Below are 22986 nucleotides of genomic sequence, written 5' to 3'. Positions count from 1 at the left end.
ATGGTGGGCACGGCGCTGACGCGCCTTTGCCCACCCTACGACAGCTTCCTTTGTGGCGAGAGCGGCCCCCTACTGGTCCGGCCCGAACTTGAACTTGCCGTCGCCTTCCAGATACGGCCCGCTGCGCATGTAGAGCTGGCCGTTATGGCCGATGAAGAACAGCGTGCCCTTCGGCACCTTCTTGGCGCCCTTCAAGAGCTCGCCCGCATTGCTGGTCCCCATCTTGTAGGAATAGGTCTTGCCGTCCTTGTCATAGGCATAGCCCGTGTCGGGCTTGAGCTCCCAGGGCGTCGCCCCGGTTTGCGCCAATGCGGGTGCGGCCAATGCCGCGAGCGCGGCTGCGATTGCAAATGTCTTCGTTGAAAATGCCATGTTTCCATCCTCCCCATCCTCGGGGTGCCCGGCTTGAACAAATCACGAACGGTATTGTCAGGTCAATTCGCGAGAGCGCCGCGGCGCATCACGTCTCGCCCAGCAGTTTGTGATTTTCCCTTCGTCCCCTCGCGACTATGTTCCGCTTTCCGTCTAGAACGCAATTCGACAAAAATATTGGTGGGGATGATTCGAATGAACCATGTCATTAAAGCCTGCTCGGCTGCCGCGCTGCTGCTGACGGCGCTGGCGCCGGCTGCCCGGGCCGATGATTACCAGCTCAGCCACAACCAGCGGATTTCCTGCAGCCGCGGCCTTGCCCCGGGCAAGCTGAACACGGCGACCTGCAAGTCCTACACCTACCTCTTCAACACCAAGACCTCGGAATATTTCCGCTGCCAGGTCTCGCTGGCGCTGACCCGGGACAACAAGGAGGTCATCAACGTCCAGACCGACGGCGGCTGCACCAAGAAGCCGCGCATCTTCGAGACCGACGGCAAGTATGACTTCGATGCCACCGAGACCGAGCCGCCGAACACCAACTCGTTCTTCGGTCCGGGCGGCTACTCGGTCTGGGCCGCCGACGTCACCACGCAGAAGGTGCGCGGCTGCATCATCATCTCCTCCGGCCTTGGCTCCGACATCTCCAAGTGCCTGGACATGACGTTCCAGTGACCGTTTGACGGTGCGCTCCCTCTCCGCTTGCGGGGGCGCTATCGCATAAGAGCTTGGCGGAGCCTGAGCGAGCGCATCGTCCTTCGAGACGACCGCTTCCAGCGGTCTCCTCAGGATGAGGCTGGGCGGCAACTTTGCTTGCCGAAATTGTTGCCACGCACTCCGTCCTCATCCTGAGGGCCCGCCGTAGGCGGGCGTCTCGAAGGATGTGCTGCGGGCGGCTGCGCCACCTCGCCGCACCCGCCGGGTTCCCTAAAAGTCCAGCAGGAACGGCCGTTTACCGCAGTGCTGTTTTGCCTTTTGGATGGGTTGACCCGCATCCCCTGTCCGGCCAATTTCCCCGCCGGTTTGGGGAGTACAAAAATCATGAAACGGACGTTCTTCGGCGTGGCCGCGGCTCTGGCTCTGGCGGCGTCGACACCTTGCGCGCATGCGCAATCCTTCATCAACGTGCTGACCGGCGGCACCTCCGGGGTCTACTATCCGCTCGGGGTCGCGATCGGGAAGATCTACGGCGACAAGATTCCGAACGTGAAGACGCAGGTGCAGGCCACCAAGGCGTCGGTCGAGAATTTGATCCTGCTGCAGCAGGGCCGCGGCGAGCTGGCGTTCACGCTGGGTGACTCGCTGAAAGCGGCCTGGGATGGCGAGGAGGAGGCGGGCTTCAAGACCAAGCTCGACAAGCTCCGGACCATCGGCGCGATCTATCCGAACTACATCCAGATCGTTGCGACCGCCGAGAGCGGCATCAAGACGCTGGCGGACCTCAAGGGCAAGAGCCTGTCGGTCGGTGCGCCGAAGTCGGGCACCGAGCTGAACTCCCGCGCGATCCTTAGCGCCGCCGGCATGAGCTACAAGGATCTCGGCAAGGTCGAATATCTGCCGTTCGCCGAATCCGTCGACCTCATGAAGAACCGCCAGCTGGGTGCGACGCTGCAATCGGCCGGCCTCGGCGTTGCCTCGCTGAAGGATCTCTCGACCTCGAGCCCGATCACGGTGGTGTCGGTGCCGAAGGAGACCGTCGACAAGATCGGCCCGCCCTTCATCTCGGCGACCATTCCGGCCAACACCTATACCGGCCAGGACAAGGACGTGCCGACCGCGGCCGTGGTCAACTATCTCGTGACCAGCTCGGCGGTGTCGGAGGATCTCGCCTATCAGATGACAAAACTGGTCTACGAGTCGCTGCCGGAATTGCAGAATGCGCATGCGGCCGGCAAGGAGATCAAGCTCGAGACGGCCGCCACTGGCAGCCCGGTTCCGCTGCACCCCGGCGCGATCCGCTATTACAAGGAAAAAGGGCTGATCAAGTAAGTCTCTCTTCCTTGTCATTCCGGGGCGGCTCGTTAGAGCCGAACCCGGAATCTCGAGATTCCGGGTTCGATGCTCCGGGCCGCGCTACGCGGTCCCGTCGCATCGCCCCGGAATGACGGAGAGGAGTGCAAATGCCCGGGACAATCCCGGGCATGACGTTTTTAGAGCGCTGTGCCAACGCTCAGCGGCATGGACAGGCTGGGGACGAGTTAAATGCTGGAAAAGGCTGAGGGCACGGCAGAGCCGATCAAGGTCGAGTTCGACAATTTCGAGCATGGTTTTCCGGAAGGTTTTGGTCCGGGCTGGTGGGGCCAGCTCGCCTACTGGATCGGCATCGCGTTTGCGACCTTCCAGCTCTATGTCGCCGCCTTCAACTATCTGCCGAGCCAGGTGGTCCGCGGCGTCCATGTCGGCTTCCTCGTCCTGCTCACCTTCGGCCTCATCGCCAACTTCACCGCGAAGAGCAATGCTGGCCGCGCGCTCGGCTGGGTGATCGGCGCCGCCGGATTCTTCTGCGGCCTCTATCAGTGGATCTTCTATGCCGATCTGATCGCGCGCGACGGCGATCCGACCAGGCTCGACCTCGCCGTCGGCACGGTGCTCGCCGTGCTGATCTTCGAGGGCACGCGGCGCCTGATGGGCGCGGGGCTGCCGCTGATGTGCGGCGCCTGCCTGCTCTACTGGTTCTTCGGCCAGTATCTGCCGTCGCCGCTCAACCATCGTGGCTACGACTTCGACCAGATCGTCACGCATCTGTCGTTCGGCACCGAAGGCTTTTACGGCGTGCCGATCTACGTCTCGGCGACCTACATCTTCCTGTTCATCCTGTTCGGCTCGTTCCTGGAGCGCGCCGGCATGATCCAGCTCTTCACCGACGTTTCTCTTGGGTTATTCGGCAGGACCCGCGGCGGACCGGCCAAGGTCGCGGTGTTCGCCTCGGGCATGATGGGCACGATCTCCGGCTCGGGCGTCGCCAACGTCGTCACCGTCGGCCAGTTCACGATTCCCCTGATGATCAAGTTCGGCTATCGCCGCGCCTTCGCCGCCGGCGTCGAAGCCACGGCCTCGATGGGCGGCCAGATCATGCCGCCAGTGATGGGCGCGGTCGCCTTCATCATGGCGGAGACGCTCGGCGTGCAATATTCGGAGATCGTGAAGGCCGCCGCGATCCCCGCGATCCTCTATTTCGCCTCCGCCTTCTGGATGGTGCACCTCGAAGCCGGCAAGCACGGTCTCGTCGGCATGAAGCGCTCGGAGATCCCGAGCGCCTGGAAGGCGCTGGTGACGCGCTGGTACCTCGTGCTGCCGCTCGCGGCCCTCGTCTACATGCTGTTCGAAGGCTTTACGCCGCTCTATGCCGGCAGCATGGGCCTCGCGCTCACCGTGACGCTGATCCTCGGCACCGCCATCACGACGGGCGCCTCCTCGATGGTGATCCGCACCATCTTCTGGGTCGGGCTCGCGCTGGTCGTCGCGGCGCTGTCGCGCGACGGTCTCCAGATCGTGCCGGTCGCGACCGTCGTGGTCGGGCTCGTCGTGATCACGGCGTTCGTGCGTGGCGGGTTCAAGGCCTTGCGCGAGTGCCGCGATGCGCTGGCCGAGAGCGCAAAGTCCGCCATCACCGTGGGCATGGCCTGCGCGATCGTCGGCGTCATCATCGGCATGATGTCGCAGACCGGTGTCGGCACCATCTTCGGTAGCTGGGTGATCGGGCTCGGCGAGAAGAGCCTGTTTCTGGCGCTGGTCATGACCATGCTGCTGTCGATCCTGCTCGGCACCGGCATCCCGACCATCCCGACCTACATCATCACCGCTGCACTCGCCGCGCCGGCGTTGGCGAAGCTCGGCGTGCCCTTGATCGCGAGCCACATGTTCGCGTTCTACTACGGCATCATGGCCGACCTCTCGCCGCCGGTGGCGCTGGCAGCGCTCGCGGCGGCGCCGATCGCCAAGGAGAATCCGGACAAGATCGGCTGGGAGGCGATGCGCATCGCGCTCGCCGGTTACGTCATTCCCTTCATTTTCGTCTATTCGCCCGCGTTGATGCTGCAAGCCGGCGATCCCATGGCGGCCAAGCTCGGTTTCTACGGCGCGGTGGCGCTCGCGACCGTCAAGGCGCTGGTGGCAATCGGCCTGTTCGGCATGGTCGCGATCGGCTTCCTGTTCACGCGGCTGACGATCGTCGAGCGCCTGGTGGCGCTGGGCGCCGCGTTCTGCCTGCTCGGCGACTTCCTGTTCAGCGACACCGCCGGCTTCACGCTCTCCGCTGCGCTTCTGCTGTGGCAATGGCGGCAGCGGCCGCAGGCAGCTGTCGAGGCGGTGTGAGCCTCTGCTTCGCAACAGCCGGCGGCGTGAAGGCGCTGGCGCTGTCCGCGTTCACGCTCGCATGGACGCATTCGATCGCGAAGGTCGAGTGGCAGGAGGACTGGCGCGTGACGCCTGCCGGCCTCGAACTGGTACAGGCCCGCGTCAAGGGCACCGGCCCCGGCATGGAGCCGCCGCCCGAGGCGCGCCTCGTCGATGGCTGGTTTCAATGGCGGCCGCAGCGTGCGCCGATGCCGGAGGTGGTGCTGGGCAATTCCGGTGCGGCTGGGGAATGGCGGTTGTGCCACGACGGAAGCTGCCAGACGTTGTCGGAGATTGTCGGGCATCCCATTGGTGCTAACGTCACCAAAATGAGCATCTGTGAACAACAAGAGAAATAAGGGAGATCATGATGGATCGGCTCAAGGGCAAGGTTGCGATGGTGGTGGGGGCCGGCTCGATCGGACCGGGCTGGGGCAACGGCAAGGCGACCGCGGTGACCTTTGCGCGCGAGGGCGCGCAGGTGTTTTGCGTCGACCGCAACGGTGCCGCGGCCGAGGAGACCGCCAAGATCATCACCGGCGAAGGCGGCAAGGCGACGGCGTTCACGGCCGACGTCTCGCGTTCCGCCGAGATCGAAGCGATGGTCGCGGCGTGCCTGAAGGCCTATGGCCGCATCGACGTGCTCGACAACAATGTCGGCATCGCCGAGATGGGCAGCGTGGTCGAGGTGACCGAGGAGAGCTGGGACCGCGTCTTCAGCGTCAACCTCAAGAGCGCCTATTTCGCCATGAAGCACGTCATCCCCGTGATGGTGAAGCAGGGCGGCGGCTCGATCATCAACATCTCCTCGATCGCCTCGATCCGCCATGTCGGGATCTCCTATGTCAGCTACAACGCCAGCAAAGCGGCGATGAACCAGCTCACCCGCTCCACCGCGATCGAGTTCGCGAAGAACCATGTGCGGGTGAATGCAATCCTGCCCGGCCTGATGAAGACGCCGATGGTCGAGCACTCCGCCGGCCTTGCGAACAGCTATGCCAAGGGCGATGTCGAAGCGATGTGGCGCGCCCGGGATGCGCAGGTGCCGATGGGGCACATGGGTGAGGCATGGGATGTCGCCAATGCCGCGCTGTTCCTGGCATCGGACGAGTCGAAATATGTCACGGGGATCGAACTCGTAGTCGACGGCGGGATCACCTGCAAGGCGGGGGCTTGATACGCAGCTGTTAAACCCGTCATCCTGAGGCGCGAGTGGCGCGATGCGTTGCATCGCGCCGGGAGCCTCGAAGGATGGACGGCCCCCCGCAGCCGGGCCGTCGCCCTTCGAGGGCCGCTGAAGAAGCGGGCACCTCAGGGTGACGGATTGTGCGCTGGTGTTCCGGCTAGCGGACTCATTGCGCCAGCGCCAGGATCCCGCCGGCAAACCAGTGCCAGGCAGCCGTCTCGCTGATCGGCCAGTTCAACACCTTCACCGCCAGCAGCGCGAGTGTGCCGGTGATGTAGACCGGATGAACCCTGCCCCCGGCGCGCCAGTCGCGCACCATGGCGACGACGAGCAGCAGTGCGGCGACCACGGCCGGCGCGATCGTTACGGGCACCGGCGGCGGGCCGGGTGGTCCAGGAGGTGCGAGAAAGGTCAGGAACCAGCGCGCGATCGCGGCGTCGAGGATCGAGACCGCGGCGAGCAGCATCAGGCGCTTGTGAATCTCGGGCCTGCGCGTGTTCATGATGGCAAGCACGAAGACAATTGCGAAGAACGCAATCCCGCTCATCGGAACGATCGAGAACGAGATGCCCGCCTCGGTCTGCCCGAGCGCGGCCGAATGCTTCATCACGTGCACTGAGGCGAGGAAGCCGAAGATCGTCATTGCCGTCGCAAGCGACACGCCGACAATGCCGAACGAGCGGTGATTGACCACGCGGCCCGAGGCCGCGAGCCAGGTCTGGATCACGAAATAGAGCGACCAGGTGAAGAACAACAGTCCGTGAAAGTGGATCACCGGGCTTGCGGAGAATGTCCGGTGGGCGAGCGGCACCCAATAGGTCGGCGCGAAACCGAGAAAGGCCGTCGCCGCGCAGGCCAGGGCCATGTGGAAATAAAAATATCGTGCAGGCGACGCATCACGCGCGCGTACACGACGGTCGTCGATCAGGGTTGTCATCAAGAATGAGTCTGGAGGGGTGGGGTTTGGTTCAAACTCGCCGTTGTCCCGGACAAGCGTAAGCGCAGATCCGGGACCCATAACCACAAGACGTAGTGGTATCGCTCGCTGGCAACTCCGAATCTTCGCCAAACACAATGTCGTGGGGATCGGCGCGCGCTTGGGGCGCGCTTGTCCGGGACGACAGCGGAGGTTAACCGCCCGCGCTCAATTCTGCGCGATCGAGCTCTTCCTCGAGCCGGTGAAACGCGTCGTCGCCGATCACCTCGGTGGCACGCAGGTCGAAGATGGATTTACGCGCGGCCTCGATGGCGCGACGGCGCAGCGGATCGGCGGGTAGTTCGCCGTTGGCGATGCCGCCATTCGGGTCGGTCTCGGTCTGCATCAGGATGGCGCGATATTCGAGCCGCAGGATTTCCGCCTCCTCCGACGGATCGCTTTCGATCGCATCGAGCGCCGCGCGATAGGCGACGGCGCGGCCGCGCGCGACCTCGATGCCGACGGGGTCGTCGTCCTTGAGGTCGAAGGCGAGGATCAGCGGCCGCAGCGTCAGGCCCTGGATGATGAGCGACCCCAGCACCACGGCAAAGGCGATGAAGACGATGAAGTCGCGATAGGGAAAATTCTCCGGCAGCGCAAAGGCGGTGGCGAGCGTGACGAGGCCGCGCATGCCGCACCAGGAGATGATGAGCCCGCCTTTCGGCGAGGCCACCTGTTTCGGATCCTTGGGATGGTAGAGGTTATGCGCGATCAGCACGCGCAACGTCGTCCGGTAGAACGTCACCCAGAACAGGCGCACCAGGACCACTGTGAGCAGGATCCAGGCGGCGGCCACGCAATATTCCCAGCGCACGTCGGCGTCGAGCCGCGTCCAGATCGGCCGCATCTGCATGCCGATCAGCATGAAGGCGAGCACGTTGAGCACGAACACGGTCGTCTCCCACACCGCATAGGACGGCACCCGCAGCCGTGCCGGCATGCGCGCCGGCGCGGTGCGCGCGAGGGCGATGGCGTAGATCACGATGGTGAGGATGCCGGACAGGCCGAGATGCTCGGCACCGATCCAGATCATGAAGGTGGTGGCGAACTGAACGATGATCGCGCTCGGGGCTTCCGTCACGCGCTCCATCATGGGCGCGATGATGCGTGCTGCGACGAGGCCGGCGATGACGCTGCCGACCAGCGCCAGCGCCATGGTCGGCGCGACCTGGCTCCAGGTCAGATGCTCGGTGGCAACCGCGCCGACAGCGATGCGATAGATCAGCAGTGCGCTCGCGTCGTTGAGCAGGCTTTCGCCCTCCAGCACCTTCACCATGCGGTGGGGCAGCTTCACCTGGCTCAGGATGGCGACCGCGGCGGCTGCATCCGGCGGTGCCACGATAGCGCCGAGCGCAACCGCAGCGGCCCAGGGCATGTCGGGCATCAACCGGTGCGCGACGAAGGCGACGCCGGCCGTGGTCAGGCCGACCGCGGCGACGACCAGGGTGGAGACCGGAACCCAGTTGTTGCGCAGATCGCGCAGCGAGGTGTCGAAGGCGGCATCGAGCAGGACCGGTGCGACAAAAAGCGCCAATGCCAGGTCCGGCTCGAGCGTCCAGGTCGGGCTCGAGGGCACGAAGGCGAGCAGGGCGCCGCCGATGGCGAGAAAGGTCGGGTAGGGGACCTTGATCCGCCGCGCCAGCGCCGATAAGGCAACGGCGCCGAGCAGCAGCACGATGATCCATTCGAATGTCGACACGATAGTCCCCGAGACCGATTTGAGCGGTGCCACAAGCTAGCACCAATCCGGCCGTATGATGGATAATGCGGCCTCAAGGCAAGAGTGAAGCAAGACCTTCCGACTGCAACAAGCATGCGTTTTCAAAAGCTCATCCAATGGTCAGCTGCCGCAGCGCTCTCGGCGCTTCCGATCGGCGCGGCCCATGCTGCGACCGGGGGCGAGCCGGTGGCCGTCACGCAGGTCGATATCGCGCCGTGCCTTGCGGCCGCCGCGGCCGACGACATGGACAAGGCGAATTCCGCCTGCGCGGCCGTGATCGACAACGAGAAGACGGCGAAGGCGGACCTGGTCAAGGCGCTGATTGCGCGTGGCGCGCTTTTCGCGCGACACGACCAGGTGGACCGCGCGATTGCTGACGACAGTCGCGCTCTTTTGCTCGATCCCACGCTCGCCGACATCTTCAACGCCCGCGGCGAGCTCTGGCTGAAGAAGGGCGACAAGCCCAAGGCGGTGCAGGATTTCGGTGCCGCGCTCAAGATCGATCCGAACCACGAGAAGGCCAAGGCCAATCACAAGGCGATGGCGCGCGAGATCGAGCGCATCGGCGCGCAGATGGCGGTCGCCGGCAAGCCCAGCTTCAACTGCGCCCGCGCGGCGCGGGCCGTGGAGAAGGCGATCTGCGGCAATCGCGAGCTCGCCGATCTCGACCGGGAAATCTATGGGTCGCATCTGCGCGCCGTCCGCGAGGCCCGGAGTCCGGCGGAGGCGCGCAAGATCCAGCGCGAGCAGGACGATTTCATCGCGCGCAGGAACGCCGGATACGGCCGGCCGGGCTATGATCTGAAGAAGGCGATGCAGGACAGGCTGCAACAGATCAACGGGGTGGACGGGTATTGAGCGTCTTCGCCTCTCCCCGCGTGCGGGGCGAGCGCGTGCGGCCGCCGGACCGCCACTGACGGGGCCGGTTTGAACCCGGTCCCAGCCCGCCGCGACAACGGTAAGAACCCGATGTCACGGAGCCCAAAGTCATGTGCGGCATGCATCTTTCCGCGCAAACGTCCTCGTTCACCAAAACGTCGCTATGCGCGCTCCTCCTCGGCACGGCAATGAGCCTCGCACTCGTCGTCCCGGCCTCGGCTGCAGCCGATTGTGTCGACGGCAGCAAGGCGGCTCCCGCCGAGCTGATCACGTCGTGCAGCGCCATCGTCGACCAGGCCGCCAATTCGAGTTCCGATCGCGCAGCGGCGCTGCTGGTCCGTGCCAATGCCAATGCGCACACCTCGGGCGGCCTCACCCAGGCCCTGCGCGATATCGACCGCGCCATCGCAATCGACGGCAAGAACGCAAAAGCCTGGCGCCTGCGCGGCGACCTCTTGCGTGAGGCCGGCGGCGACCTCAATCGGGCCGCGGCGGATCTGAGCAAGGCGATCGAGCTCGATCCACAGGATGCGGAAGCTTACGAGCTGCGCGGCGTCGTCTACACCAACCAGCATCGCTTCGACCGCGCCATTGCAGACTACGACCAGGCCATCAAGCTGAAGGCGGATTCCGCCCAGGCCTGGTCCGACCGCGGGGCGACCTTCTATCTGCGCGGCGACTACGACAAGGCCGTCGCTGACCTCAGCGAGGCGCTGCGGCTCGATCCGAACCGGGCGCGCAGCTACACCGACCGCGGCGCCGCCTACAAGAAGCTCGGCGAGCTCGACAAGGCGATCGCAGACGATAGCGAGGCGATCCGGCTCGATCCAAAGGTGCCGGAGTATTTCGATAACCGCGGTCTCACCTATGCCGCCATGAAGGAGTACGACAAGGCGATCGCCGATTACGATCAGGCGATCCGTCTCGAGCAGCGGGTGAACTTCCTGACCAACCGCGGCGACTCCTACCAGTTCAAGGGCGAACTCGGTGCCGCGCTCTCCGACTACAATGACGCGCTGAAGCTCGATCCGAATTTTGCCAAGACCTACAACAACCGTGCCGTGCTCTACAAGAAGATGGGCGAGCGCAAGAAGGCGCTGGCCGACTACGAGGCGACGTTGCGGCTCGATCCCGCCAACGAGAACGCGCTCAACGGCCGCCGCGCGATGATCGCCGAGATCGCAAAATTCGGCGGCGAGCCGGCCCGTGTGCTGAACGCCGCCGCCAGCGACCCGTCGTTCGACTGCTCCTCCGCCAAGCGCGAGGTCGAGAAAGTGATCTGCGCCGATCCGCAGCTCGGCGTGCTCGACCGCCAGATCGCCGAGGCTTACGAGCGCGTGTTGAAATCCGCGAGCAAGCGCTCGGCGGATGGCCTGCGCAAGTCCCAGCGCGATTTCCTCGTCACGCGCGATGCAAGCTTCCGTCGCCCCGGCTACGATCTGAAAAAGGTCATGCAGGAGCGGTTGCAGAAGCTGAACGCGATGGAGAGCTAGGCGCTCTTCTCCCCGCCCCTCTCCCCGCAAGCGGGGAGAGGGGGAAGGACATCATCCTTTTCGGCTTGAACCGCGGCCCGTTCCCGGGAAAATAGCCCTCAAACAAGGCCGGCAATTGATCCTGGTCATGGCGGGACACCTGTCCTGCCACAAGGGTTCGGGGCCAGGCCATAAAGGGAACGGGAGCGCGGGAATGAATGTCCGGGGAAACGCCGAAGGGAAGAGTCTCTATCACGAGGTCCATGCGCGCTCGCTGGCCGACCCCGAGGGCTTCTGGGCCGAGGCGGCCAGGGAGATCGACTGGATCGAACCGCCCAAAAAGATCTTCGACCCCTCGCAGGGACCCTATGGCCGCTGGTTCACCGGCGGCGTGGTCAACACCTGCTACAACGCGCTCGACCGCCATGTCGAACGCGGCCGCGCCGACCAGGTCGCGCTGATCCACGATTCGCCGCTCACGAACTCGATCACCAAGCTCACCTATGCCGAGCTCCTGAGCGAGGTGCAGGCGCTTGGCGCCATCATGCAGGATTTCGGCGTCGCCAAGGGCGATCGCGTCATCCTCTACATGCCGATGGTGACGGAGGCGGTGGTCGCGATGCTCGCCTGCGCGCGCATCGGCGCGGTGCATTCGGTGGTGTTCGGCGGCTTTGCCGCAAAGGAGCTCGCCACCCGGATCGACGATGCGCAGCCGAAGCTCATCTTGTCGGCGAGCTGCGGCATCGAGCCCGGCCGGATCGTGCAGTACAAGCCGCTGCTCGACGAGGCGATCAGGCTTGCCGGCAGCAAGCCGAAGGCCTGTATCGTGCTGCAGCGTCCGCAGCTCACCTGTGACCTCACGCCGGGCCGCGATTACGATTGGGCGAGCCTGCGCCGCAAGGCGATCAACGACGGCAAGAAGGCACCTTGCGTTCCCGTCGCCGCCACCGATCCGCTCTACATCCTCTACACCTCGGGCACGACAGGCATTCCCAAGGGCGTCGTGCGCGACAATGGCGGCCATCTGGTCGCGGTGAAATGGTCGATGTTCAACCTCTATGGCGTCAAGCCGGGCGAGGTCTGGTGGTGCGGCTCCGACATCGGCTGGGTGGTCGGCCACAGCTACATCATCTACGGCCCGCTGCTGCATGGCGCGACCTCGATCATGTACGAAGGCAAGCCGGTCGGCACGCCCGATGCCGGCGCGTTCTGGCGCGTCATCTCGGAGCACAAGGCGGTCGCCTTGTTCACCGCGCCGACCGCGTTCCGCGCGATCCGGAAAGAGGATCCGGATGGGAAGTTCATCCGGCAATACGACCTGTCGACATTCCGCACGCTGTTCCTCGCCGGCGAACGCGCCGATCCGCCGACGGTGGAATGGGCGGAGCAGCAGCTCAAGGTGCCTGTCATCGATCATTGGTGGCAGACCGAGACCGGCTGGTGCATCGCCGGCAATCCGATTGGTCTCGGCGCACTTCCGGTGAAGCACGGCTCGCCGACGGTGCCGATGCCGGGCTATCAGGTCGACGTGGTGGATGAAGCGGCCAAGCCCGTCGGCCCCAACACCATGGGCTCGATCGTCATCAAGCTGCCGATGCCGCCGGGCTGCCTGCCGACGCTGTGGAACCAGGACGCGCGCTTCAAGGAAGCCTACCTCAGCGAATTCCCCGGCTATTACAAAACCTCCGACGCCGGCTACAAGGACGAGGACGGCTACGTCTTCGTGATGGGCCGCACCGACGACATCATCAACGTCGCCGGCCATCGCCTGTCGACCGGCGGCATGGAGGAGATCCTGGCCTCGCATCCCGATGTCGCCGAATGCGCCGTGCTCGGCGTCAAGGACGCGATCAAGGGCGAGGTACCCTGCGGCTTCCTGGTGCTCAAGGCCGGCGTCAAGCGCCCGCCCGCCGAGATCGAGAAGGAGATCATCGCGCTGGTGCGCGACAAACTCGGCCCCGTCGCCGCCTTCAAGCTCGCCATCACCGTCGGCCGGCTGCCCAAGACGCGTTCCGGCAAGATCCTGCGCGGCACCATCAAGAAGATCGCCGACGGCGAATCCTGGACCATGCCGGCGACGATCGAGGATCCCAAGGTGCTGGACGAGATCGGCGAGGCGCTGAAGGGCAGGGTGTGACGCGAAGCGTCATCCCGGGGCGGTCCGCAGGACCGAACTATGGTGCGCAATTGCGCAGCTGAGGATCTCGAGATTCCGGGTCTGGTGCTTGCGCACCATCCCGGAATGACGGTGTCACCGACTTACAATCTCCTCATTCCGCGCTAAACAGGGCCGGCCAACAAGGGATCTTCGATGCCATTTGCCACCGCGCCGCGTCTGCTCGCAGCCGTAACTCTCGCCATCGCTCTCTCCGCCTGCTCGGCGCGCTACCAGACGCCGGTGGCTGTGGGCGGCGACGATGACGACGCGGTGTGCCAGAGCCGCGGCTACGCCCAGGGCTCGCCGGAATACGTGGCCTGCCGCAAGGACCGCGACGTCCAGCGCAACGCCGCCACCGCGCGCGCCGATCGCCGCCAGCGCGATCTCGGCGAGTACATGCTGAACAATCCCGTGCGGCCGTAAGTGCGGAGCGCAGGAACTATCCTGCCGCGCCATTCGCTCGCACTCGCATATCTCGTGACACATCGGCAACGCTGCGGCCAAATCGTGTCGCGTTTATCCTGATTTGATCGGCGTCAAATCCTTCACCGTCCCCTTTCTGCTCTGAGGCTCATGTCGCGCAACGAGGCGCGGACATGGCTGAAGGGGATTGAAATGGACGGAACGATAAGAAACCTGGCGCGGCTCGCGACGATTGGCGTGATGCTCGCGGGGACTTTTGTCGCGGCGCAGGCCGCGGATCTGCCGGCCTACAAGAAGGCGCCGCCGCCCGTGGAGGCGTTCAATCCCTGGATGGTGCGTCTGCGCGTGCTCGGCGTGTTGCCGGATGCCGGCGGCTCCACCGTCAATGTCGCGGGCGTGGCCTCGCTGTCGTCGCCGAATTCCGGCCTCTCGATCAGCGACCAGGTCGTGCCCGAGCTCGACATCAGCTATTTCTTGACGAAGAACATCGCGGCCGAATTGATCCTCGGCGTGACCAGGCACTCGATCAGGGGCACCGGCTCGCTCGCGAATTTGCCGATCGGCAAGACCACGCTGCTGCCGCCGACGCTGACCCTGCAATATCACTTCGACAATTTCGGCGCGTTCAAGCCGTATGTCGGCGCCGGCGTGAACTACACCGTGTTCTTCAACAATTCCGCCGCCAACGTGCCGGCCGCCATCGTCGGACCGCCCGCGATCGTCGCCACCACCACGAACCTGCACGTCAGCAACGCATGGGGCGGTGCCGTGCAATTCGGCTTCGATTACATGCTCGACCGGCACTGGGGTCTCAACGTCGACGTCAAGAAGCTCTGGCTGCGGCCGGATTATAGCGCGACCGTCAGCGGCCTCCCCGTCACCGGCACTGCGCATATCGATCCATGGCTGGTCGGCGCCGGTGTGACGTACAAGTTCTGAGGACGTTGCTTGCTTGCGCGCTGTTGCCGCGAACGCCCCTGCGCTCCCTCCCCCCTTGCGGGGGAGGGCGGGGGAGAGGGGTGGCCCAGGAAACGGTGTGGGTGAGTCGCGAGTCGCTTTGAGGCGATGGAGGGCGTCCCCGTGTGGTACCCCTCTCCCTAACCCTCCCCCGCAAGGGGGGAGGGAACGCAGCGTGCGCGTGGCGACGTGCGCGGGCAATCACTGTGTACGCACAAAACAAAAACGCGGCAGGTTTTCCTGCCGCGTTTTGCTTTGGATTCGATCGCGAACGAAGAGCGGAGCCTTACTCCTCCTCGTCCTGCTTCTTGCCACCGAGCGTCTTCAGCTTGGCGAACACGGCATCGACGTTGAGGTCGTCGCTCGATCGCTCGGCCGGCTCGAACTCGTCCTTCTTGGTGGTCTCGGAGGCCGGCAGCAGGGTGGCGCCGCCATAGGCCGCGTCGATCGGCTTTTCCTTGGCCGCGCGCTGGACCTCGAAATCCAGCTCGATCTGCGAGCAGAGGCCGAGGGTGACGGGGTCGATCGGGGTCAGCGACGAGGTGTTCCAATGGGTGCGGTCGCGCACGCTGGCGATCGTGCTCTTGGTGGTGCCGACGAGGCGCATGATCTGGGCGTCCTTGAGCTCGGCATGGTTGCGCAGCAGCCAGAGGATGGCGCTCGGGCGCTCATGGCGGCGCGAGACCGGGGTGTAGCGCGGGCCCTTGCGCTTGGGCTGCGGCGGCAGCACCACCTTGCTCTCCTGCAGGCGGAGCCGGTAATCCGGGTTCTTCTCGCCCTTCTCGATCTCCTCGCGGGTGAGCTGGCCGTTGGAGAGGGGGTCCATGCCCTTGATGCCCTGGGCGGCGTCGCCGTCGGCGATGGCGCGCACCTCGAGGGGATGCATCTTGGTGAAATCGGCGACCTGGTCGAAGGTCAGCGCGGTGTTGTCGAGCAGCCAGACGGCGGTCGCCTTGGGCATCAGAGGTGCGTTGCTCATGGCAAATCTCCTTTGTGCTTCGCCCACCCCTCTGGAGGCGAAACCGGTGGTCATCAGCGATGACAGGGAATTCGCGCTATATAAGCCCGGAGGGGCTAGCCACGCAATGGTTCTGCTATAGATAGTGCCTTGACAGCGCCCGAAAGGGGGCCCAATTCCCTCTGCAGTCCCGTAAGCCCGTACCTAAGCCCTATTCATCCATCCGACCGCTTCCCGCCCCATTTGGCGAGGTGATTCGGTCCCGAGATCGCTCAATGTCAGCCAAACCAGACCTCAAGATCGTGCTTTGTTCTCCCCGCGGCTTCTGTGCCGGGGTGGTCCGGGCGATCGACACCGTGGAACGGGCGCTCGATAAGTACGGCGCCCCCGTCTATGTTCGCCATGAGATTGTGCACAATAAGTACGTCGTCGACGGGTTGAAGAAGAAGGGCGCCATTTTCGTCGAGGAACTGGCCGAAATCCCGGAAAATACCACCGCTCCGGTGGTGTTCTCGGCCCATGGCGTGCCGAAATCGGTTCCGGCCGACGCCCAGTCCCGCAATCTGTTCTCGCTGGACGCCACCTGCCCGCTGGTGACCAAGGTGCACCGCGAGGCCGCGATCCACTTCAAGCGCGGCCGCGAGATCTTCCTGATCGGCCATTCCCACCACCCCGAGGTGGTCGGCACGCTCGGCCAGCTTCCGACCGGCGCCGTGACCCTGATCGAGACCGCCGAGGACGCCAAGACCATCAATCCGAAGGACCCTAACAACCTCGCCTTCGTGACCCAGACCACGCTGTCGATCGACGACACCGCGGAGATCGTGGCGCTGCTCAAGGAGCGCTTCCCGAACATCAACGGGCCGCACAAGGAAGACATCTGCTACGCCACCACCAACCGCCAGCTCGCGGTGAAGAAGGTGGCGCCGGTGGTCGACGCGCTCATCGTGGTCGGCGCGCCGAACTCGTCGAACTCGCAGCGCCTGCGCGAGGTCGCCGAACGCGAGGGCTGCAGGATCGCGGTGCTGGCGCAGCGCGCCACTGACATCGACTGGAGCAAGTTCGGCAACATCGCCAGCCTCGGCATCACCGCGGGCGCCTCCGCGCCGGAGGTGATCGTCGAGGAGATCATGGACGCCTTCGCCGAGCGCTACACGCTGCACGTGGAGACGGTCTCGGCCGCGGAGGAGAACGAGTTCTTCCCGCTGCCGCGTCAGGTGCGCCCCGAAGCTGCCGCCGAGTAGACCTTTATGGCGGTCTACACCGACGTTGCCGCCGACGAACTTGCGGATTTCCTGAAGCAATACGATCTCGGCGAACTGCTCTCCTACAAGGGCATCGCCGAGGGCGTCGAAAACTCCAACTTCCTGCTGCACACCAGCCAGGGGTCGTTTATCCTCACGCTCTATGAGAAGCGCGTGGCGAAGAACGATCTGCCGTTCTTCCTCGCGCTGATGACGCATCTGGCCGAGCACGGCGTCAATTGCCCGCTGCCGGTGAAGGGACGCGACGGCGAGGCGCTGCGCGAGTTGGCGGGGCGGCCGGCCGCGATCATCACCTTTCTCGAAGGCGTCTGGCCGCGCAAGCCGAACGCGGCCCATTGCGCCGGAGTCGGCGAGGGGCTGGCCAGGATGCATCTGGCCGGTGCGAACTTCGCGATCAAGCGCGCCAATGCGCTGTCGGTTGCGGGCTGGCGGCCGCTGTTCGACGCGGCTGCGAACCGTGCCGACGAGGTACAGCCGGGCCTGCGCGCGTTTCTCGCCGCCGAGCTCGATCATCTCTCGAGCGGGATCTGGCCGACCAGCCTGCCCGAGGGCGTGATCCACGCCGACCTCTTCAACGACAACGTCTTCTTCCTCGGCGACAAGCTGTCGGGCATCATCGACTTCACCTTTGCCTGCAACGACATGCTGGCCTATGACGTCGCGATCTGCCTCAACGCCTGGTGCTTCGAGCCGGATCACTCCTTCAACGTCACCAAGGCGCGCGCCTTCCTCAATGCCTATGGCCGGGTGCGCAAGCTGTCCGAGGCGGAAGAGGCCGCGCTGCCGCTGCTGGCACGCGGCGCTGCAATCCGCTTCCTGCTGACGCGGCTGGTGGATTGGCTCAATGTGCCCCCCGGCGCGCTGGTCAAGCCGAAGGATCCCATGGAATATGTCCGCAAGCTGCGCTTCCACCAGAGTGTATCGAGCGTGCGCGACTACGGGCTGATGCCGTCGGGGCTGGTGGCGTGAGCGAGCTCCCCAATGTGACGATCTATACCGACGGCGCCTGCTCGGGAAATCCCGGGCCCGGCGGCTGGGGCGCGATCCTGAAGTTCGGCGACAAGGAGAAGGAGCTGAACGGCGGCGAGCGTCACACCACCAACAACCAGATGGAATTGATGGCGGCGATCTCCGCGCTCGAGGCGCTGAAGAAGCCGTGCACCGTCGATCTCTACACCGACAGCCAGTATGTCCGGCAGGGCATCACGGGCTGGATCTTCGGCTGGAAGCGCAACGGCTGGCGCACCGCCGACAAGAAGCCGGTGAAGAATGTCGAGCTATGGCAGCGCCTCGACGCCGCCTTGAAGCAGCACGAGGTCCGCTGGCACTGGGTCAAGGGCCACGCCGGCCATCCCGAGAACGAGCGCGCCGATCAGCTAGCGCGCGACGGGATCGCGAAGGCGCGGTTGCAGCAGAGGGTGGGGGAGTAATTGGGATGTCATTCCGGGGCGCTCGCGTTAGCGAGCGAACCCGGAAGTTCGAGATTCCGGGTTCGCCTCTGCGAGGCGCCCCGGAATGACATCAATCTCAGTTTCGTAGGGTGGGCAAAGCGAAGCGTGCCCACGACTTTTTTCAATCTGGGAAAGATGGTGGGCACGGCGCTGACGCGCCTTTGCCCACCCTACGGCACCTCCCGCTTGGAAGGAGCCCGGGCCTAAGCCTTACAGCTGCCCGAGCAGCGTATCGCCGCCGGAGACCTCGACCTTGCCGGGCATGGCCTCGAGGTTCAGCTTCTTGACCACGCCGTCCTCGACCAGCATCGAATAGCGCTTGGAGCGGATGCCGAGGCCGTTGGCGGAGGCATCGAGCTCCATGCCGATCGCCTTGGCGAACTCGGCATTGCCGTCGGCGAGGAAGATCGCCTCGTCGCGCTGGTCGGTGTCGCGCTTCCAGGCGTTCATGACGAAGGCGTCGTTGACGGAGACGATTGCGATGGTGTCGACGCCCTTGTCCTTCATGGCATAGGCGTTGAGGAAGATGCTCGGCAGATGCATCTTGTGGCAGGTGCCGGTATAGGCGCCGGGGACGGCGAACAGCGCCACCTTCTTGCCCTTGAAGATATCGTCGGTGGTCTTCACCTGCGGGCCTTCCGCCGTCATCACGCGGAATTTCGCCTCGGGCAGCTTGTCGCCAGTCTGGATCGCCATCGTCAGTCTCCCTGAAAATCGGTAGGGCTTTTTAGACCGTGGCGCAGGCCTGCACAATATTGCCGGGAGGGGAAGTGACAGGGCCGATGGCCCTTCACCGTGATGTCATCAGCCGGCAAAACCGCCGCCGTCGAGGAAGGCCTGCTCTTCCTCGGTGGTATCGCGGCCGAGGATGCGGTTGCGGTGGGGGAAGCGGCCGAACCGCTGGATGATGTCGGCGTGCACCCGCGCGTATTTCTGGTTCTCGGTATTATCGGTGTTCGCAAACAGCGCGATGCAGTGCAACTGGTCGGGCAGATGCTCGGAATGCATGAAGGGCAAATAGAGGAATTCGAGCAGGACCGGATCGATCCTGCGATCCGCGCCCCGGTCGATGGCGCGGCGGGCGACGTCGCGCGCCAAGGCGTCGCTGGCAAAGGCTTGCCGAGTGCCGCGAAACATGTTGCGGGGAAACTGGTCGAGCACGATGACCAGCGCGAGCGTGCCCTCGTCATTGTCTTCCCAAGACGCGAGCGTGCCAGCGGACGCCTTCTGCCATAGCGGGAGAAAGCGGCGCTTGATCTCGGCGTCAAACGCGTCATCGCGCTCGTACCAGCGCTCGCCGCCGGCCTCGCGCCAGAAGGCGAGAACGCCTGATGGCGTCATGTCGCGGGCGTCAGTCATGAACAGGAAGCGCGCGTTACGCCGCCTCCGCCTTCTTCTCGTCGCGAAGCTGCCGGCGCAGGATCTTGCCGACATTGGTCTTCGGCAGGTCGGTGCGGAATTCGATGTGCTTGGGCACCTTGTAGCCGGTGAGCTGCTCGTGACAGAACTTGATCACGGCTTCCGCCGTGAGGTTCGGGTCCTTCTTCACCACGAACGCCTTCACCGCCTCGCCGGACTTGGAATCGGGGATGCCGATCACGGCGCATTCGAGCACGCCCGGATGGCTCGCGATCACTTCCTCGATCTCGTTGGGATAGACGTTGAAGCCGGACACCAGGATCATGTCCTTCTTGCGGTCGACGATCTTGGTGTAGCCCTTCTCGTCCATGATGCCGATGTCGCCGGTGCGGAAATAGCCGTCCGCCGTCATCACCTTGGCCGTCTCTTCCGGCCTGTTCCAGTAGCCGGACATGACCTGCGGGCCCTTGGCGCAGATCTCGCCCGCCTGGCCGAGCGGCAGCTCGTTGCCGTCGTCATCGCGGATCGAGATATAAGTCGAAGGCACGGGAATGCCGATCGATCCCGAGAACTCGGTCGTGGTCGCGGGGTTGCAGGTGAGCGTCGGCGAGGTCTCGGACAGGCCGTAGCCTTCGGCGATGAAGCAGCCTGTCACCGCCTTCCACTGCTCGGCCACCGGGCGCTGCACGGCCATGCCGCCGCCGTTGGAGATCTTCAGCTTGGAGAAGTCGAGCTTCTTGAAGTCGGGATGATGCATCAGGCCGTTGTAGAGCGTGTTGACGGCCGGGAAGCTGTTGACCTGGTATTTTGCAAGCTCCTTGACGAAGCCGGCGATGTCGCGCGGATTGGGGATCAGCAGATTGCAGCCGCCGGCGCGCACCGCAAGCAGGTAGCAGGCCGTCAGCGCGAAGATGTGGTAGAGCGGCAGCGCGCAGACGATCATCAGCTGCTCGACATGCGGCGGCTGCGCCAGCGCCGGCTGGAGCCAGGCGTCGTTCTGCAGCACGTTGGCGACGATGTTGCGGTGGAGCAGGGTCGCGCCCTTGGAGACGCCGGTTGTGCCGCCCGTATATTGCAGGAACGCGACGTCGCCCGGCGACAGCTTTGGCTTGTTGAAGGTCAGAGAGCGACCGGCGGAGATCGCGTCGTTAAAGGACACCGCGCCCGGCAATGACCAGGCCGGCACCATCTTCTTGACGCGGCGGACGACGAGATTGACGATCACGCCCTTGAAGCCGAGCAAATCGCCCATGCTGCCGACGATGACGTGCTTCACGCCCGTCCTGGCGATCACCTGCTCGACGGTGTGGGCAAAGTTCTCCAGCACGATGATGGCTTCGGCGCCGGAATCCTTGAGCTGATGCTCGAGCTCGCGCGGGGTGTAGAGCGGGTTGACGTTGACGACGGCGAAGCCGGCGCGCAGCACCGCGGCGGTCGCCACCGGATATTGCAGCACGTTCGGCATCATGATCGCGACGCGCGCACCGCGCTGGAGCCCGCGGCCCTGCAAGTAAGCGGCGAGCGCGACCGACATCTGGTCGAGGTCGCGATAGCTGATCGACTTGTCCATGCAGATGAACGCCTTGCGGTCGGCGAACTTGGTGAAGCTCTCCTCCAGCAGGTCAACCAGCGATGCGTATTGCGTCGGCTCGATGTCGGCGGGCACGCCGGGCGGATATTGCTTGAGCCAGATGCGCTCCATGGAAAACTCCCCTCAATTTACCGGAGCCCGTTGTGTCTCGGGCTTGCCTCATTGCCGCCAGTATCGAGCCTGCCGGAACGGGTGGCAAGCCGTCGAGGCTTAGGGCAAAGGTCGGAGAGTGGCTACTGGAATCGTCGCAAACCGCGCTTGCCGCAGGTGCGAAGCGCGGGCGGCGGATCAATTCCGAGGGGCGTTAACTGTTATTGGCCGGCTTGGCGGGAGGCTTGGTCGCTGCCTTGGGCTTGGCGGGCTTTGCGGTCTGGTCGCCGCTTGCCGCGGGCTTTGCCGCCGCATCGGACTTGGCTGCGGCATGCTTGGCCCCAGCCGGCTTGGCTGCGGTCTTGCCGTCGCTCTTGGCGTCTTTCTTGGCGTCAGCCGGCTTTGCCGCTGCCGTCTTGGCATCCTTCGGCTTATCGGCGGGCTTGTCGGCTGCGTCAGGCTTCTTGGCGACGCGCGACTTCTTGCCACGCGGCTTTGGCGTCGCCTGCTGATCGGCATCGGCCGCGACCGCCGCGATCAGGGCGGTGCCGGTACGGGTCGGCCCGGTATAGACCAGCACGGGCTCGGTCGCCGCCGGCGCCGAGGCCATCAGCTCGGAGGCCTTCATCAAAGGCGGCTGGAGGCCGGCGGTGAAGAAGGTCACCTGGGCTTCGCCGCCAGTCGCGGACGCCGATCCCGATGTACCGCCATTGGCTGCGATCAACGCGTCATCGTCGTCGCTCGCCGGCCGCTTGCGATGACCGCCGCACATCTCGTCGCGCAGGTTCGGCGGCGAGGCGTCGACCGGCATCAGCTTGTCGACGGTGCCGAGCGAGGGGCGGAGCCAGGTGAGACCGTCCTGGCTGAAGCCGCGCTCGAGCAGCTGCGCGGCCTTCACCGCGCGCGCGGTGCCGGAGTTTGCACCCAGCACCACCGCGATCAGGCGGCGGCCGTTGCGCGTTGCCGAGGCCACGAGATTATAGCCGGAGGCGCAGATGAAGCCGGTCTTGAAACCGTCGGCGCCGGGATAGCGGCCGATCAGCTTGTTGAAATTGCCGGTAACGCGCTTGCCGAAGCGGATCGCCGGGATGTGCACGAAGTATTCGTATTCGGGCAGATCGCGCAGGAACGAGCGCGCGAGGATGCCGAGGTCGCGGGCCGAGGTGATCTGGCCGTCAGCGGGCAGGCCGTTCGGATTGACGTAGCTCGTCTGCGTCATGCCCAGCTTCTGCGCGGTGTCGTTCATCATCGCCGAGAAGCCGTCGATCGAACCGCCGACGCCTTCGGCGAGCACGACGGCCATGTCGTTGGCCGACTTCACCATCATCATCTTCAGCGCGTTGTCGACGGTGAGCTGCGTTCCCGGACGGAACCCCATCTTCGACGGCGATTGCGAGGCGGCCGTCGGCGACACCGTGAGCAGCGTGTCGAGCGTGAGCCTGCCGTCCTTCACCGCCTTCAGCGTCACATAGGCTGTCATAATCTTGGTGACGGAGGCCGGATACCAGGGAATGGTCGCGTTATCAGCCTGCAGCACCTTGCCGCTGTCCGCTTCGATCAGCAGCAGCGCCTCGGCACTTGCCGTGCGCGGCGCGAGCAGCGCGGCGCATGCGAAGGCCGCAGCGAACAGGTTGAACAGGGATTTGCGAAGCAGCGGGCGAAAAGCGTGCACTATCCGATTCCGGTCCTTGGAGATCCGCCTGATACGGGCGGTCCTCGTGATCTGAGTTTCGGGTTCTGAAATCCGGCGCCGCCGCTTGCGGCGTCGCAAACCTATACCGGCTCGTGCGTCGA

21 protein-coding genes are annotated in these 22986 nt (G+C 64.9%); 13 read left to right on the top strand and 8 right to left on the bottom strand.

Going from position 1 to position 22986, the window contains the following annotated elements:
- Window positions 1-69: 69 nt before the first annotated feature.
- Complete coding sequence (locus XH79_RS22855) at window positions 70-372, bottom strand: hypothetical protein (RefSeq protein ID WP_212341194.1); 303 nt, start codon at window positions 370-372, stop codon at window positions 70-72.
- 195 nt (window positions 373-567) lie between these two features.
- Between XH79_RS22855 and XH79_RS22850 the strand changes: the two genes are divergently transcribed.
- From XH79_RS22850 to XH79_RS22830, 5 genes are all read left to right on the top strand, one after another.
- Entirely contained in the window at window positions 568-1047 is a 480-nt protein-coding gene (locus XH79_RS22850; protein ID WP_026312531.1) for a hypothetical protein, read from the top strand.
- 366 nt (window positions 1048-1413) lie between these two features.
- Window positions 1414-2361 carry a TAXI family TRAP transporter solute-binding subunit gene (locus tag XH79_RS22845; protein WP_271583014.1) on the top strand — a complete coding sequence of 316 codons (948 nt, stop codon included), beginning with the start codon at window positions 1414-1416 and terminating at the stop codon, window positions 2359-2361.
- 213 nt (window positions 2362-2574) lie between these two features.
- Entirely contained in the window at window positions 2575-4686 is a 2112-nt protein-coding gene (locus XH79_RS22840) for a TRAP transporter permease (protein ID WP_271583013.1), read from the top strand.
- Entirely contained in the window at window positions 4647-5066 is a 420-nt protein-coding gene (locus XH79_RS22835) for a DUF1850 domain-containing protein (RefSeq protein WP_271583012.1), read from the top strand. The genes XH79_RS22840 and XH79_RS22835 overlap by 40 nt, the downstream gene beginning before the upstream one ends.
- Window positions 5067-5077: 11 nt before the next feature.
- A complete protein-coding gene (locus XH79_RS22830) occupies window positions 5078-5884 on the top strand; it encodes an SDR family NAD(P)-dependent oxidoreductase (RefSeq protein ID WP_271583156.1) in 807 nt (268 codons plus the stop codon).
- Window positions 5885-6059: 175 nt separating this feature from the next.
- On the opposite strand, the gene XH79_RS22825 is transcribed toward XH79_RS22830, so the two are convergent.
- Together XH79_RS22825 and XH79_RS22820 are read right to left on the bottom strand one after the other, a co-directional pair.
- Window positions 6060-6830 carry a hypothetical protein gene (locus XH79_RS22825; RefSeq protein ID WP_271583011.1) on the bottom strand — a complete coding sequence of 257 codons (771 nt, stop codon included), beginning with the start codon at window positions 6828-6830 and terminating at the stop codon, window positions 6060-6062.
- Between the two features lie 193 nt (window positions 6831-7023).
- Window positions 7024-8601 carry a cation:proton antiporter gene (locus XH79_RS22820; RefSeq protein WP_271583010.1) on the bottom strand — a complete coding sequence of 526 codons (1578 nt, stop codon included), beginning with the start codon at window positions 8599-8601 and terminating at the stop codon, window positions 7024-7026.
- An 81-nt stretch (window positions 8602-8682) separates the two neighbouring features.
- Here XH79_RS22820 and XH79_RS22815 point away from each other — a divergent pair, with 81 nt between their 5' ends.
- From XH79_RS22815 to XH79_RS22795, 5 genes are all read left to right on the top strand, one after another.
- On the top strand, window positions 8683-9447 hold the full coding sequence (locus XH79_RS22815; RefSeq protein WP_212341186.1) for a tetratricopeptide repeat protein: 765 nt from the start codon (window positions 8683-8685) through the stop codon (window positions 9445-9447).
- A 131-nt stretch (window positions 9448-9578) separates the two neighbouring features.
- A complete protein-coding gene (locus tag XH79_RS22810; RefSeq protein WP_271583009.1) occupies window positions 9579-10961 on the top strand; it encodes a tetratricopeptide repeat protein in 1383 nt (460 codons plus the stop codon).
- 193 nt (window positions 10962-11154) lie between these two features.
- Window positions 11155-13077, top strand: a complete 1923-nt coding sequence (locus tag XH79_RS22805) for a propionyl-CoA synthetase (protein ID WP_271583008.1) — start codon at window positions 11155-11157, stop codon at window positions 13075-13077.
- A gap of 174 nt (window positions 13078-13251) precedes the next feature.
- Window positions 13252-13521: a hypothetical protein gene (locus tag XH79_RS22800; protein WP_271583007.1), complete on the top strand. Its 270-nt coding sequence runs from the start codon at window positions 13252-13254 to the stop codon at window positions 13519-13521.
- 192 nt (window positions 13522-13713) lie between these two features.
- Window positions 13714-14460 carry an OmpW/AlkL family protein gene (locus XH79_RS22795; RefSeq protein ID WP_271583006.1) on the top strand — a complete coding sequence of 249 codons (747 nt, stop codon included), beginning with the start codon at window positions 13714-13716 and terminating at the stop codon, window positions 14458-14460.
- Between the two features lie 304 nt (window positions 14461-14764).
- On the opposite strand, the gene XH79_RS22790 is transcribed toward XH79_RS22795, so the two are convergent.
- Entirely contained in the window at window positions 14765-15457 is a 693-nt protein-coding gene (locus tag XH79_RS22790; RefSeq protein WP_165424570.1) for a DUF1013 domain-containing protein, read from the bottom strand.
- A 254-nt stretch (window positions 15458-15711) separates the two neighbouring features.
- Here XH79_RS22790 and ispH point away from each other — a divergent pair, with 254 nt between their 5' ends.
- From ispH to rnhA, 3 genes are read left to right on the top strand one after another with little or no spacing between them, the layout of a single operon-like run.
- Window positions 15712-16680 carry a 4-hydroxy-3-methylbut-2-enyl diphosphate reductase gene (ispH, locus tag XH79_RS22785; protein ID WP_271583005.1) on the top strand — a complete coding sequence of 323 codons (969 nt, stop codon included), beginning with the start codon at window positions 15712-15714 and terminating at the stop codon, window positions 16678-16680.
- Between the two features lie 6 nt (window positions 16681-16686).
- Complete coding sequence (locus XH79_RS22780; RefSeq protein ID WP_212341178.1) at window positions 16687-17670, top strand: homoserine kinase; 984 nt, start codon at window positions 16687-16689, stop codon at window positions 17668-17670.
- Window positions 17667-18131 (top strand): ribonuclease HI, encoded by a 465-nt coding sequence (gene rnhA / locus XH79_RS22775; RefSeq protein WP_035706683.1) that lies wholly within the window; start codon window positions 17667-17669, stop codon window positions 18129-18131. The genes XH79_RS22780 and rnhA overlap by 4 nt, the downstream gene beginning before the upstream one ends.
- Window positions 18132-18362: 231 nt before the next feature.
- Here the strand turns inward: rnhA and XH79_RS22770 are convergent, their stop codons facing one another.
- The 4 genes from XH79_RS22770 to XH79_RS22755 form a co-directional block, all read right to left on the bottom strand.
- Window positions 18363-18848: a peroxiredoxin gene (locus XH79_RS22770; protein WP_008543132.1), complete on the bottom strand. Its 486-nt coding sequence runs from the start codon at window positions 18846-18848 to the stop codon at window positions 18363-18365.
- A 108-nt stretch (window positions 18849-18956) separates the two neighbouring features.
- Complete coding sequence (locus tag XH79_RS22765) at window positions 18957-19511, bottom strand: DUF924 family protein (RefSeq protein WP_271583004.1); 555 nt, start codon at window positions 19509-19511, stop codon at window positions 18957-18959.
- Window positions 19512-19527: 16 nt separating this feature from the next.
- On the bottom strand, window positions 19528-21213 hold the full coding sequence (locus XH79_RS22760) for a long-chain fatty acid--CoA ligase (protein WP_271583003.1): 1686 nt from the start codon (window positions 21211-21213) through the stop codon (window positions 19528-19530).
- Window positions 21214-21406: 193 nt separating this feature from the next.
- A complete protein-coding gene (locus XH79_RS22755; RefSeq protein ID WP_271583002.1) occupies window positions 21407-22864 on the bottom strand; it encodes a D-alanyl-D-alanine carboxypeptidase family protein in 1458 nt (485 codons plus the stop codon).
- Window positions 22865-22986 lie beyond the last annotated feature (122 nt).

The organism is Bradyrhizobium sp. CCBAU 45389, assembly GCF_028128625.1.
Classification (GTDB): domain Bacteria; phylum Pseudomonadota; class Alphaproteobacteria; order Rhizobiales; family Xanthobacteraceae; genus Bradyrhizobium; species Bradyrhizobium liaoningense_B.
Note: the sequence above shows the minus strand (reverse complement) of the source record. Positions and strands in the feature narration are given on the sequence as shown.